Here is a 13,317-nt window from a genome sequence, read left to right as displayed (position 1 = left end):
ACAGTGAACAATCCATTCAAAAATAATAATTAGAACATATAATTTAAAATATTAGATAAATAATTTAAAAATAGCTAAAATATTTGTTTTAAAGAATTAATTTTTGATTTAATCATGAAAAAACTATTTTAGTTTTCATGAAATATTTATATTAATTTCGTGATTATTTTTATTAATTTTTTATTACTCATACTATTAGTTTTAATAATAATACTATTCATATTATACAAAATTAATAATTAAGTAATAAATATGGTTTAAAGAAATAATTAAGAGTTAATTTAATAATTCTAAATAGTTATTAAGTAAATATGTAATAAATTTAAAAACAATGATTAAAAGATATAAAATAAATTTAATAAGTCTTTTTATTAATTTTAAAAGGATTTAAATCATATAATAAACGTTTAACTTTAATCAATAAACTTATAATATGATTCTTCACCACAGGACTTACAAATTACTTCACCATTTCTTAAAATATGTTTACCATCTTTTATAACTTCTTTACATACACTACAAAACTCTTTCTCCCTATTTTTACCAGGAACCATGATTTTATCTAATCTAATTTCAACATTTTGAATTTTAAATAATTTATCCTCAGGAGTATTTATAAACCTTTCAATCAGTTCTTCTTTACTCTCTTTCTTATCATTTCCATCTATTTTATTAGCATCAACATCAGTAACTCGTATTCCACGACCAGTAGATATTTGATAAAAAGTTGTTGCAAATTTACCATAATTCATAGACTTTAAAGTCCCCTTACCCAATGTACATCCTGTAACAACTTGAACAGCATCAGACATACATTTATCAATCTCTGTGAAAACAAGTAAATCTTTACTATCACTGCCTAATTCCATACCTAATGTTCTAAGAGCATACATAGACAGTTTAGTCCCAATAACAATACCCCCACATAAATGACCATGAAATGCTTTTACTTTATCTAATTGTTCTTTAAATTCTTTATCCATATACTCACCAATTAACAAAATAATATTAATAATAGTAATAAATAATTAAATAATAATACTAATAATAGTAATAAATAATTAAATAATAATACTAATACTAATAATAGTAATAAATAATTAAATATAGTTCAATATTTTAGATCACTATTTTAAATTTTCTTCCAATAAATAAGAATCCAATCAGGTTTTTCTAGTTTATTAACTAAACTACCATTATCAAGTTTAACTAAATTTTCTTCTAAAAAATTAGCTATTATTTCTCGTTCCAATCCTTTAGTTTCTCCAATTCGCCATTCTAATCTTTCAATAGCTTCTGTTAAGTTTTCATATTGATGAGAACTGTCACATTCTAAATTTATAACATTTGCATAAATTCCCATTTGATACAAGATAAGATAAACATAAATATAAGATAAAGACTCATGAAATGGACGATTAAGAAATTCAAGTGCTTGTTTAACAGCTTGATCTTTTTTAGGTCCAGATAATGTAAAATAAACTCCCTTTTTAGCTATTTTATTAAGTTCAGCTAATCTTTCCCCTATATCAGATACTGCATTAATAGATCTTGATGCAACTACAATATCATGAGAGCCTACATCCTCAAGTGTTATTTTTTCAATATCCTCTTCAATATATTCGATATTATTAATTTCTAAGTTCTCTGCTTTATTTCTAAGTAATTTTAACATTTCTTTTGACTTATCAAGAGCCGTGACCTTTTTAACCTGTTTTGCTATTTTTAAAGTAACACTACCCTCACCACAACCTAAATCCAAAACAGTCATGCCCTCATCAAGTTCAATTTGATTCACTAATTTTTCAGGATAATCATCCTTTTTTTCCCAATCCACAAACTTATGAGCAATATCATCCCAATTTTTATTCCTTTTTTTAGAATATTTACCTACATTATCTATCCAATATTGATTCCAATCAATTTTAAAAAGATCTATATTGTCTCTAATATTAATACCTCCTTAATAGCTATTTTATTCATTTGAATTTAATAAAAACTTTTTTTATGCTTTAAATACTTATTTCTTAGAACAATTCTTAATCAGACTTTTATTTCATGACGGAAATTTAGAGAATCTTTGATTTCTCGTTTTTTAAAAGTTTGAAAAATAATAAAAAATAATAGAGATAATAAAGATAATAGAAATAATAAAAAATAATGAATTCATTATTTCAATACAAAAAATTCACCTACATCTAATTATAACATGATTATTAATATATTAAATTATATTTATATCAACTTAACTTGAAACCAACTTAAAAACAATTTAGTAATAAAGTACGAAAATATGATACAGAGGGATTATATGGAAATAACCGAAGCTATAAGTATTACTAGTTACGAAAATGGGCAATTAAAAGAAAAAGAGGAAATAATAGCTAGTGATGAAACTATAAAGTTAATAATTAATGAAACATTAACTCGTAGTTTCTCAATTAGTCCAAGTCATTTAGCTGATTTTGCAAAAGGGTACATGTTAGGAGAAGGGTTAATAACAGAAACAGATAACATAGAAAAACTTGAAATTAATGGAAATGAAATAACTGCTAGAATAAATCTTGAAGATTTTGATATTAGAAAAGAATTAATGGTTGGATCTGACTGTTTTGGAGGTTGGAGATCTAAAATAGATTATATTGATAAAGTAGAGTCTGATTATGAAGTTAAAGCAGCTGAACTTCTTAAAAATATTGAATTACTTAGAGAAAATGCAGATACCTGGCAGAAAACTGGTGGAACCCATGTAGCAGCATTTGTAAACAATGAATCAAAAGAATTTATTGTTCGTGAAGATGTTAGTCGTCATGTAGCAGTGGACAAGGTTATTGGTGCTGCAGCAGAGAAAAAATTAGATTTTAAAAACTCATATATCATATACAGTGGAAGAATGCCTGCAGACATGTTAATTAAAATAGCTAGAGTGGGAATTCCCATTATAGGCTCCAACGCTGCACCTACAATCTCTGGTTACACTGTAGCTAATGAAGCCAACATAACAATGGTAGGTTTTTTAAGAGACAACCGGTTTAACATTTACACACATAAAAACAGGATAATTATTGAATAATCAACTGAGCAACATATCATACACCATATATTTATTAGACATATAACAATTTTAGTATAGAAAAGATACAAAAGTTAATTAACTTTGAAATATAAATATATGAATTGATATTCATTTAATTAAAGGATATGATAGTATTAGTAAAGAATTACCTAAAAACTATGTAAATATTAGAGAGAAGTTTGAAGAATATGGAAATATTTTAGCAGAACTTGGTAGAGTTGCTGATGAAGCAGGACCAATTGATAAGAAAACCCAACATCTAATAAAGTTAGCTGTTGCTGCTGCAGACAAATCTGAAGGTGGAGTTCACAGCCATACAAGACGAGCATTAGAAAATGGAGCAACAGAAGAAGAAATATATCAAACATTAATAATTATAACAAGTAATGTAGGATTTCCAACTGTAGCCGCTGCTATGAGTTGGGTTGGAGATATAATAGAAAAATGAATAAGATAAATCTAACAACTATTATCTAATAAATATTTACCTAATAATAATGTGTTAATAGTTAAATTTAATTTAACACTTTCAATTGATTTAATTAATTGATTAAATAATTAATAAGTAATTAAATAGATTAATAATTGATTAAATAATTAATAAGTAATTAAATGTAATTAAATAGATTAATAATTGATTAAATAATTAATAAGTAATTAAATGTAATTAAATAGATTAATAATTGATTAAATAATTAATAAGTAATTAAATAGATTAATAATTGATTAAATACTGTTATTCTAAAACATTATGTCTATCTTTCATATTTTTTTCTGTTTCTCCTGTTTTTTCCATTAGTTCTGCTATTAATCCATCAAGGAATATTAAAGAAGTTAATTCAAAGATAGTTCCCATTGGAGTAAGAGAAGAGTAGTTTCCATCCATTTGTCTTTTTACATAATCTTCCTCATCATCAGGAATACTTCTACCTTTTATAATGATTTTAGCATCGGATAATTTACCAACAGTAGATTTTGAAGAGGATGTTAAGGACAAAATTTTTGATCCTCTGCTTTTAGCTATTTTCACTGGAGATACAACTGACTTAGTTTCACCTGAACCTGAAATAGCGAATATACAATCATTATCATTAATAGCTGGAGATATTGTTTCCCCTACAACATATGTGTTAATTCCAAGATGCATTAATCTCATAGCAAAAGCTTTTGCTACAAGACCTGATCTTCCAGCCCCAATCACAAAAACCTTATTACTTGTGGTTAATATATCTACAAACTTAGCTATAACATTTTCTTCAATAAATTCTGATGCATTTTCAATATTTTCTAAAATATCCTCGATTGTTGTTTTCATTATCATGAATAAACCTTTTAAAACATTTGATAAATAAATATAAACTGAAATATGATTTAAATAAACTAAAAATTAAAAAGTTTTAAGTTTAATTATATCTAAATTGAACTATTTAACATTTTGCTATAACTAATTATTCATGTTATTTTAAATAATAACAACTTTTTTATTATAATTTCTAATAAAATTATTAATATGTAAAATATAAATATTATAATCACTTATATAATACTACACTTAATATGTATTTGAAATCAAAGTGAAAAATATTTAAAATTATATTTAATAGCTTTAATTTTAAATTATAAACTTTAAAATTTTTAAATGAAAATTTTACTATAAATTCCTGTTTTTCTTTATTTTCAAGACATATTAAACCATATGCTCGAAAATTAAACAAATATTCATAATAATATTCATGCTGATTTAATCAATTATATTCTTATATTGATTAACCTATAACTAACTCTATTAAGTATATACATTAATCGATACTGTCTAAATGGTTTATATTATTAATCATTGATAAACTTATAATATAAATATTTAATAACTAATTAAATATGAGAATGTTGAATTAAATGAAGTATGAAACTGAAATTAATATCAAAATTAATGATAAAACTTATAAACACAATTTATTCCAAAGTCTAAAAGTTTTATCCACTAATTATTCTCAAAGAAAAACTGCTGAAATTTTAAACATATCTCACAGTGTATTAAACAGAAGAATAAAAAAAGCAGAAGATAGTTTAGGGTATAAATTAGTTAAAAGTACAAATCATAGCTCTGAATTGACAAATGAAGCTAAAAAACTATTGCAAATATACGAAAAGTATGAGAATCGAAGTTTAGAATCTAAGAATATAATAATATGTGGAGGACATATTGCCTCAGGATTACTTGAACACCTGAGTAGTGATAGCCTGTGGGACATATCAATATATAGTAGTGATGATTTAAGTTCATATGATTTAGCTAAAAGAAATTTAGTAGATATATTAGCTCTTGATGATCCATTACTTGCTTTCAAAAATAACTTAGATTTTACCCCTATTGCTTACGATCATTTAGTTTTGGTTTCAAGTAAAATAAATAGTAATATAAACTCATTGAATGATTTAAATAATTGTGATTTTATTTCAGTCCGTGGAACTGCTCAACGTTTAGCATGGCAAACCTTAAATGACAATAACATAAAATTCAATATAAAAAAAGAAGTGAAATCACAATATGAAGCCTTTAAAATAATTAGAAATTCTAAAAATTTATATACTTTCTTAAATGCTAGTTTTTTTAAAGGAAATCCTATTTTAAAAAAGGAAACTATGCATGTAATTAGTATAACAACTTTTAATAATGATAAAACTGGTATTAGCGAGTTTATCAATGATATTATCGAAAATAAATCTAAAGAAATAGCTAAACAAGGATTCATACCAGTGAACTAAAATAACCCATAAGTAATAATTTATACACTGATTTCTAAAAATAGAAATTTTTTTCAAAATTCTTTTGAAGCTATAAAAAACTGATTTAAGTGTTCATAATGAGATTTTGCAAAATTTTCTATTTTTTTAAATCGAAGATTTAAAAATTAGATAAAAGATTTTTTATCTTTTATCGTTTTGCGAAATCAGTGTTTAAAAATATTAGAGTAATAACCAGTAAAATAATAACTATTTAACCTAAATAATAGAATAATAGCTATTTAACTACTTTTCAATCTTATAAATTACATAAATAGGATATTATAATATTTATATATGTAAACGTGGTGTTTTAATGAATAATCCAAGAGATTTACTTGTAATAGGACATACTGCATTAGATTATATAATTAAAGTTGAAAACTTCCCATCAATCAACTCCTCAACATCAATAGATAACTTAAAAAACTTACATGGTGGTGCAGCTGCTAATGTTGCTGTAGTTGGAGCAAATTTAGGATTGAAAACCTCCTTAATATCAGCAGTTGGAGGAACATTTCCAACATCAGAGTATAAAGAAAAACTAAAAAAATTAGATATAAATACTGATAACATGATTGTTGTTGAAGATGAAAGTACTCCTACAGCTTTCGTTTTAACTGATAAAAATGATGATCAAGTTAGCTATTTCTACTGGGGTGCAGGAAGAGAATTTGCAAACTCCAAAGTTCCACAGATTGCATTCAGCAATGTGAAAGCAGTTCATTTAGCTACAGGAGACCCTGATTTTAATTATAGAGGAGGACAAATAGCTAAATCTTTGAACAAAATAGTTTCATTTGATCCAGGTCAGGATTTACATATGTACACAGATGAAAAATTAAAAGAGGTTTTAGGAAACTGTAATATCCTCTTTGGTAATCAATATGAAATTGATTGGATTTTAAACAGATTAAGTATAGACATTAAAGAACTTAGATATCTCGGACCAGAAATAATTGTTAAAACATTAGGAAAAGATGGAAGCATAATCTATCAAGAAGAGGAAATATTTGTTGAATCAATTTACAGACCTGCAGTGGATCCAACAGGAGCAGGAGATTCATATCGAGCTGGATTTTTAAGATGCTACCTCCAAGGTCAGGATTTAAAAAAATGTGGAGAATTTGCATCAGCAGTATCATCATTTATTGTAGAAGCTGAAGGATGCCAAACAAATATTCCTACAGTAAAAGATGTGAAAGATAGAATAGCTAATAAGTAAATATTAAACACTGATTTCGCAAAACGATAAAATTTAAGAAAATCTTCGATTTTCTAACATTTAAAATGGATAAAAAATCTTTTATCTAATTTTTAAATCTTCGATTTAAAAAAATAGAAAATTTTGCAAAATCTTCTTTTAGGTACTTAAATCTGATTCGACACCTTAAATTGAGAATTGGGAAATTTTCTATTTCCCAATTCAGTGTATTAATTCTTATTTTCCAAACCAGTCTGTCAAACTCTTTTGTTTTGTGTTTAAATTTTCCATTTTCTTAATTGCACCTTGAAGTCTGTCTTTTGAAAAATCATGTTCATTGCACATGAAATTTTCAAGCCCTTCAATGTCAACTGAGTTCCATTTGATGTTATAATCATGATTTATTTCTGGATTTAAAAATAAATTTCTTAATTCATCTAAATCATGCTCAAACTCAATATCTTTCTCTTTCATATATTTTTCAAGAGTATTTGATTTAATTATTTTAATTGCTCTTTTTGCACCGATTCCTTTAACTCCTTTGTTGAAATCTGTTCCTACAAGTAATGCTACATCTACAAGTTGTTCCCTTTTTAATCCTAATTGACTTAATGTCTTCTTAAGGTCTAAATACTCTAATTCAGAAAGTTTTCCACTAATGGTTAGGTTCCTTACTATTTTTTCTGAACCAAATAAAAGACAATCATAATCTTGAGAAGAAACTGCCCATGCTTCGTTGTTTCTAACCAAATAGGTTGCTTGAGCTTCACCTTCACTAAATGATTGAATGTATGGAATTCCCATGAAATCCATTAGTTTTTTAGCAGAATCAATAATATATGGTGACATTCTAGAAGATCTTGATGCGAATTTACGGGCTTTCTCCTCATCTCCTTCTTCTAATGCCTCTTTCCATTTTTGTTCAGCTTCAGCTCTAACTGCACGTCTTTCTTTTACAGTGGTATCTTTAAATTCAGGAGGTTTACCATCAAAGACATAAATAGGCTTTATTCCTTTTTCAACAATAGATGAGGTTCGATATAGTAGTCCAGTTAAGTGAGAAGTGATATTTCCCCTACTATCTGTAAGTGGAGTTCCATCCCTTTGTCTAATTCCAGATAAAAACTGATAAAGTGTATTTGCAGCATCAATAGCTATTATTTTTCCTTCCAAATCCTTTAAATTAATTTTTTGAGGTGTTACTATGTCTTTAAATTTTACTCCCATTCTATCACCAATAAATAACATGAATATTTAAATAGCTAAAATACTCAATAGCTAATCAAATAATAATTAATAATTTAATAATAACTAATAATATTAATCATAACTTTTAGTGAAATAATCAGTTGGAAATGTTTCTTTAATCCAAATCAAAACTTCTCCATATCTTATTATTACATAATCCCTTGTTAAAAGCTCAGCATCTGTTTTAAAAAGTTCAGTGAAATCATTGTTAGTTGGTTCAATAGATACATTTTTAATTTCACGTCTTGATTCAACATTATATTTTCGAAGTATTCTTCCAATTGGAATATCTGCACCAATTAAGTCTTTTTTAAAGTTTTCATCTAATCTTTTAATAGGAATATATGATATTGCATGAATTAAAGGTTTATCATCTTTATACATCAAAACAACGCGAAAGTTAACATCCTCTCCTTCATTTATATTTAATAGATTAGCTATCTCAGATGTTGCTTTTCGAAATTCTTGAATTAATGTTTTAATAGCTATTTTACCATTTAAAACATCTAATATTGTAGTTACAGAACCATCTGTAGCTAAAAGTATTTTTTGAGTATTGGATAACTTAATATTTTCATTTTCCAGCTTAGCTATTTTACCTAAAATAGTTGCATCCGTCTCTTTTCCATTCATTATATCTTCCTCATAACATATTTGGAGGTAATTATTAAATAAAAAAAGTATTAAAAAAGTATTAAATTAGCACTTAATAGTATTTAATTAATTAATATTTACTATATTAATTAGTATTTAATAATTAATATTTATAATAAGTAATTAGTAGTTAGTTAATATTTAATAATTAATTAGTATTAATTAATATTTATTTAATGATTGGCTGATATTTTCGGGATCTTCAATGTATCCACTTATAGCTGAACTTGCAACTACATAAGCATTTGACAAATACACTTCAGACTCTGGATCTCCCATCCTGCCTTTGAAATTCCTATTTGTAGTTGAAATACTAACTTCTCCAGCAGATAAAACTCCCATATGCCCACCAAGACATGGTCCACAACCAGGATTACATACAATTGCTCCAGAATCAATGAAAGTTTGAATATATCCTTTTTCAATAGCTATTTTATAAATTTCTGCTGAAGCTGGAGATATTACAAGCCGCACATCATCATGAACTTTATTACCATCTAAAATCAAAGCTGCTTGTTTTAAATCCTCAATCCTTCCATTAGTACATGATCCAATAAATCCTTGATCAATGTGTGTCCCCAATACATTTGACAATGGTTTAACATTATCTACATCACTAGGACATGCTATTTGAGGTTCTAATTCACTAACATCAAATACAAACTCTTTTTCATATACACTATCTTTATCTGATTTAAAAATATTAAATGAATTTATTTTTTTCCCTGTTCGATTAGATAAATATTCTAATGTTGTTTTATTAGGTTCCATTATTCCATTTTTAGCTCCCATTTCAATAGCCATGTTACAAATAGTCATTCTACTAGAAACATCCATATTATCAACAGTATCCCCACAAAATTCAGCTGACTTATATGTTGCTCCATCACTACCAATATCCCCAATAATATTTAAAATAATATCCTTGGAAGTAGTTATTCCATTTAATTTCCCAGTTATTTCTATCTTAAATGCTTCAGGAACCATAAACCATGTTTTTCCAGTCGCATAAACCATAGCTATATCTGTTGCACCCATTCCAGTGGAAAATGCTCCAAAAGCTCCATAAGTACAGGTATGAGAGTCTGCACCTACAATTATCTTTCCAGGCTCAACAAGTCCCTTCTCTGGTAATACCTGATGACATATTCCTTCACCATGACTATAAAGATTAGTAAGATTTTGCTTTTTAGCAAATTCTCGTGCAACTTTTTGAAATTCTGCAGATCCTATTGTGTTTGCTGGAATTGCATGGTCAAATACAATAGCTATTTTCTTATTATCCCATACTCTATCTGCTATTTTCTCAAATGTTTTAATTGCTGGAGGTGAAGTTCCATCATGAGACATACACAAATCAATATCTACTTCTATTATTTCTCCAGGACTTACCTCTTTGCCATAAGCATTGGATAATATTTTTTCAGTTATATTCATTTTAACACATGTTAATACTTAATTAAAACTGATTTATGGATATAATCAGTTATATAAATAATTATAATTAGTTATTTACAATAATATAATTAATGAAAATTGCATTAATACTAACTCTATTATTAATAATAATTATAATAATAGTTAAGTTTAATTTTTTATATAATAAACTATAAAATTGTTTGTAATTTTGGTAATTCTTATATTTATTTATAAATTATTAAAAGCAGTGTTTCATATGATTTAAGGATTATGATTAGTCTTTTCAAGGAGACCATCCAATTTCTCATACTAATCCCAGGATTGTATTAATTTTATATATTTTATATATTTTATTCATATATTTATTTTTTATTAATAAAATTAATGATTTAATATAAGAACAGATTATCTTTCTAAATATTAGTTATAATTAGTATAATTAAGAATTTTATCTACAATATCTAAGAACACCTCATCTGTTATGTATTTTCCATTTTCCCTGACTGTTTTAACTTCTTTAACAATTTCTTTAAGCTCTAAGTCATTTAGAGTGAAATCATATTGCTTAAGTTTAGCTTTTACTGCACTAGCCCCAGAATGTTTTCCAAGAACTAAATGTCTCTTTTGACCAATAAGCTCAGGTAAAAATGGTTCATAAGTAAGTGGTTCTTCAATAACAGCATCTACATGTATTCCAGATTCATGCCTGAATATATTTTTACCAACAATTGACTTATTATCTGAAATTGGTATTTTAACATGTTTTTCAACAACTTTAGAAAGATTTTGAATATTTTCAAGGTTAAAACCCAAATCAACACCATAAACAATTGTAAGAGCCATTACTAACTCTTCAAGTGAAGTATTTCCTGCTCTCTCACCTATGCCATTTACTGTTGTTGAAACAGCATTTCCTCCAGCTATTAAACCAGCTATCGAGTTTGAAAGAGCCATTCCAAAGTCATTATGGCAGTGCATAGCTATTCCTGTTGTGATATCTTTTCTAAGTTCTCTAACTAAATAATCCATTCCTTGTGGACTTATTGCACCTACAGTATCTGCAATATGAACCCTATCAACACCATAGCTTTCTGCTTGTTTATATATAGTTTTTAAAAAGTCTAAATCTGTTCTTGTGGCATCTTCAGCTGAGAATGCAACAAATAAATCATGTTCTTTCGCATATTCAACTGCATTCATACTAATAGCTAGTGCTTCATCTCTACTAACTTTCATTTTGTGTTTTAAATGGATATCTGAAGCACCCATGAAAGTAATTATCCCATCAACATCACAATCAAGTGCTGCATCAATATCTTCTTTTTTAGTTCGAGCAAGAGATAAAATTTGAGCATTTAATCCCTGACTTGTTATTGCCTTAACAGATTCTTGTTCACGCTTTGATACAATAGGAAATCCTGCTTCAATTTGATGAATTTTAAGTTTATCTAATTCAATAGCTATTTCAAGCTTTTCATTCTTTCCAAGACAAACTCCAGGAGTTTGCTCACCATCTCTAAGTGTTGTATCATATATTGTTATTTCTTTAGGAAATTTGATTTTTGCTTTCTTGTTATATGGGCTTATAAAATGCTGCATTAATCCACACTCACAATAAATTGAATATACTTTATTTCAATATCATGAAATTAAATTTAATATATTCAATAGCTATTTAAAAGATAATTAATATTTTTTACTTAAATTTAAATACAATGAATAATTTATTTTATATATACTCCATATGTAATTAAGTGTTATACTATTATATTTGAAAAGATTTTAAAATAACTGTTAGTTGATTAACATTAATATATTTTTTTATGTATTACCATAATTAAACTTATTAATAAAAAATATTGATGAATTACATGACATATTTTAACTACATAAATAATGGAAAAGGTCCAACTAAATTATTTGTTGGAGGATTACATGGAAAAGAAGGATTAACTACTATTAAATTAATAGAACAATTAATACCCAAAGATTACAATAATGGAAAATTTTATAAATAACAAAAGCAGAATAATTAGTAATATTTAAAGTCAAGAATTGCTTGTTTGAATTAAGTTGAACAAGGAATTTATCAAATTAACAAATAAAGGAAAATAAGTTTGACACATAGAGATATATGGTGGGTTGTTTCATGTTTAATTTAGATTTAAAATGGAAAAGTATTATTTTTTCTATTTTATGCGTTCCTCTTTTAATTATAGTGTTATTATACTATTATTATTTTCTAGGATTTCCAGATAATTCTTGGTTTTTAAATCAAACTTTTATCAATAATTGGTTTTATATTATTTTTTTAATCTTTATTCCATTACCTTTTCTTGGAGTAATGTTATCAGAAATTGGAAGTTTAGAAAAAGGTATTGTATTTTTTATTTTTCTATTTTTAGTATTTGATATAATTCAATACAGTCCTCTTGGACTAGATTCAGATCAATTATTCATTACTCTTATTTTAGCAGCATTCATAATTTTTTCACTTGATTCAATGAATTTTTCTATTAATTCAAGGAACAATTCTCCAAAAATTCCTTTAAATAATAATCAAGTGGTTTTTAACATGACTCTAATTATTATAACAATTATTTGTCTTTTTGCATCTTATATAACCGATATTTATTATATATTTCTAACTATAGATTATATTCTTATTATTATTCTAATTTTATTAGTTTTATATAAATATAGAATAAAAGAGATGTTATGATTTATACTAATTAATCAGTGAATAATTGAATATAATAATTTAAAAATTATCATTTGTTTTAAAACTTTATTTTTCTGGACTATTGTCTCGACAATTTAATTTTTATGATATTCATATGTTAATATAATATTTGGATAATTTTTTATCAGCATCGTTTTTAGTGAAATTCCATTTTATTTTGCATTTATTTTTATTTCTATTATTCTTATA

Annotated in this window: 14 protein-coding genes; 6 read left to right on the top strand and 8 right to left on the bottom strand. The window is 25.8% G+C overall.

The genetic code is table 11. The annotated features are described in order from the left end of the window. Positions 1 to 413: 413 nt before the first annotated feature. On the bottom strand, positions 414 to 983 hold the full coding sequence (locus MBFIL_RS08715) for an FmdE family protein (protein ID WP_066973628.1): 570 nt from the start codon (positions 981 to 983) through the stop codon (positions 414 to 416). A 149-nt stretch (positions 984 to 1,132) separates the two neighbouring features. After that, complete coding sequence (locus MBFIL_RS08710; protein ID WP_084266366.1) at positions 1,133 to 1,837, bottom strand: class I SAM-dependent methyltransferase; 705 nt, start codon at positions 1,835 to 1,837, stop codon at positions 1,133 to 1,135. Between the two features lie 474 nt (positions 1,838 to 2,311). On the opposite strand from MBFIL_RS08710, the gene fdhD reads away from it, so the two are divergent. Further along, on the top strand, positions 2,312 to 3,073 hold the full coding sequence (gene fdhD, locus MBFIL_RS08705; protein ID WP_066973623.1) for a formate dehydrogenase accessory sulfurtransferase FdhD: 762 nt from the start codon (positions 2,312 to 2,314) through the stop codon (positions 3,071 to 3,073). A 159-nt stretch (positions 3,074 to 3,232) separates the two neighbouring features. Here the strand turns inward: fdhD and MBFIL_RS11140 are convergent, their stop codons facing one another. Continuing rightward, complete coding sequence (locus tag MBFIL_RS11140) at positions 3,233 to 3,367, bottom strand: hypothetical protein (protein ID WP_281192563.1); 135 nt, start codon at positions 3,365 to 3,367, stop codon at positions 3,233 to 3,235. Between MBFIL_RS11140 and MBFIL_RS11030 the strand changes: the two genes are divergently transcribed. After that, complete coding sequence (locus tag MBFIL_RS11030; protein ID WP_342667600.1) at positions 3,315 to 3,524, top strand: carboxymuconolactone decarboxylase family protein; 210 nt, start codon at positions 3,315 to 3,317, stop codon at positions 3,522 to 3,524. The two genes, MBFIL_RS11140 and MBFIL_RS11030, sit on opposite strands and share 53 nt — an antisense overlap. Before the next feature lie 288 nt (positions 3,525 to 3,812). Here the strand turns inward: MBFIL_RS11030 and hxlB are convergent, their stop codons facing one another. Then, positions 3,813 to 4,397: a 6-phospho-3-hexuloisomerase gene (hxlB, locus tag MBFIL_RS08700; RefSeq protein ID WP_066973621.1), complete on the bottom strand. Its 585-nt coding sequence runs from the start codon at positions 4,395 to 4,397 to the stop codon at positions 3,813 to 3,815. Positions 4,398 to 4,972: 575 nt separating this feature from the next. On the opposite strand from hxlB, the gene MBFIL_RS08695 reads away from it, so the two are divergent. Both MBFIL_RS08695 and MBFIL_RS08690 read left to right on the top strand, forming a co-directional pair. After that, the gene (locus tag MBFIL_RS08695; RefSeq protein ID WP_066973619.1) at positions 4,973 to 5,842 is read left to right on the top strand and encodes a LysR family transcriptional regulator; all 870 of its coding nucleotides are present in this window, start codon (positions 4,973 to 4,975) and stop codon (positions 5,840 to 5,842) included. 334 nt (positions 5,843 to 6,176) lie between these two features. Further along, positions 6,177 to 7,085, top strand: coding sequence for a carbohydrate kinase family protein (locus tag MBFIL_RS08690; protein ID WP_066973618.1), 909 nt, complete (start codon positions 6,177 to 6,179; stop codon positions 7,083 to 7,085). Positions 7,086 to 7,301: 216 nt separating this feature from the next. On the opposite strand, the gene fen is transcribed toward MBFIL_RS08690, so the two are convergent. The 4 genes from fen to MBFIL_RS08670 all read right to left on the bottom strand — a co-directional run bounded on the left by fen (position 7,302) and on the right by MBFIL_RS08670 (position 11,984). After that, a complete protein-coding gene (gene fen, locus MBFIL_RS08685; RefSeq protein ID WP_066973616.1) occupies positions 7,302 to 8,291 on the bottom strand; it encodes a flap endonuclease-1 in 990 nt (329 codons plus the stop codon). A 93-nt stretch (positions 8,292 to 8,384) separates the two neighbouring features. Further along, a complete protein-coding gene (locus tag MBFIL_RS08680; protein WP_066973614.1) occupies positions 8,385 to 8,945 on the bottom strand; it encodes a chorismate lyase in 561 nt (186 codons plus the stop codon). A gap of 183 nt (positions 8,946 to 9,128) precedes the next feature. Further along, on the bottom strand, positions 9,129 to 10,403 hold the full coding sequence (hacA, locus tag MBFIL_RS08675; RefSeq protein WP_066973612.1) for a homoaconitase large subunit: 1,275 nt from the start codon (positions 10,401 to 10,403) through the stop codon (positions 9,129 to 9,131). Positions 10,404 to 10,805: 402 nt separating this feature from the next. After that, entirely contained in the window at positions 10,806 to 11,984 is a 1,179-nt protein-coding gene (locus MBFIL_RS08670) for a homocitrate synthase family protein (protein WP_066973610.1), read from the bottom strand. Positions 11,985 to 12,256: 272 nt separating this feature from the next. Between MBFIL_RS08670 and MBFIL_RS10680 the strand changes: the two genes are divergently transcribed. Further along, positions 12,257 to 12,403: a DUF2119 family protein gene (locus MBFIL_RS10680; protein WP_157078738.1), complete on the top strand. Its 147-nt coding sequence runs from the start codon at positions 12,257 to 12,259 to the stop codon at positions 12,401 to 12,403. Positions 12,404 to 12,534: 131 nt separating this feature from the next. Further along, positions 12,535 to 13,107: a hypothetical protein gene (locus MBFIL_RS08665; protein WP_066973608.1), complete on the top strand. Its 573-nt coding sequence runs from the start codon at positions 12,535 to 12,537 to the stop codon at positions 13,105 to 13,107. The last annotated feature ends 210 nt before the right edge of the window (positions 13,108 to 13,317 follow it).

This window comes from Methanobrevibacter filiformis (assembly GCF_001639265.1).
Lineage (GTDB): Archaea > Methanobacteriota > Methanobacteria > Methanobacteriales > Methanobacteriaceae > Methanacia > Methanacia filiformis.
Note: the sequence above shows the minus strand (reverse complement) of the source record. Positions and strands in the feature narration are given on the sequence as shown.

What these genes read in the sequence shown, in the direction of transcription:
- MBFIL_RS08715 (WP_066973628.1), bottom strand. Translation starts at nt 983, where the DNA reads ATGGATAAAGAATTTAAAGAACAATTAGATAAAGTAAAAGCATTTCAT.
- fdhD (WP_066973623.1), top strand. Translation starts at nt 2,312, where the DNA reads ATGGAAATAACCGAAGCTATAAGTATTACTAGTTACGAAAATGGGCAA.
- hxlB (WP_066973621.1), bottom strand. Translation starts at nt 4,397, where the DNA reads ATGATAATGAAAACAACAATCGAGGATATTTTAGAAAATATTGAAAAT.
- MBFIL_RS08695 (WP_066973619.1), top strand. Translation starts at nt 4,973, where the DNA reads ATGAAGTATGAAACTGAAATTAATATCAAAATTAATGATAAAACTTAT.
- MBFIL_RS08690 (WP_066973618.1), top strand. Translation starts at nt 6,177, where the DNA reads ATGAATAATCCAAGAGATTTACTTGTAATAGGACATACTGCATTAGAT.
- fen (WP_066973616.1), bottom strand. Translation starts at nt 8,291, where the DNA reads ATGGGAGTAAAATTTAAAGACATAGTAACACCTCAAAAAATTAATTTA.
- MBFIL_RS08680 (WP_066973614.1), bottom strand. Translation starts at nt 8,945, where the DNA reads ATGAATGGAAAAGAGACGGATGCAACTATTTTAGGTAAAATAGCTAAG.
- hacA (WP_066973612.1), bottom strand. Translation starts at nt 10,403, where the DNA reads ATGAATATAACTGAAAAAATATTATCCAATGCTTATGGCAAAGAGGTA.
- MBFIL_RS08670 (WP_066973610.1), bottom strand. Translation starts at nt 11,984, where the DNA reads ATGCAGCATTTTATAAGCCCATATAACAAGAAAGCAAAAATCAAATTT.
- MBFIL_RS10680 (WP_157078738.1), top strand. Translation starts at nt 12,257, where the DNA reads ATGACATATTTTAACTACATAAATAATGGAAAAGGTCCAACTAAATTA.
- MBFIL_RS08665 (WP_066973608.1), top strand. Translation starts at nt 12,535, where the DNA reads ATGTTTAATTTAGATTTAAAATGGAAAAGTATTATTTTTTCTATTTTA.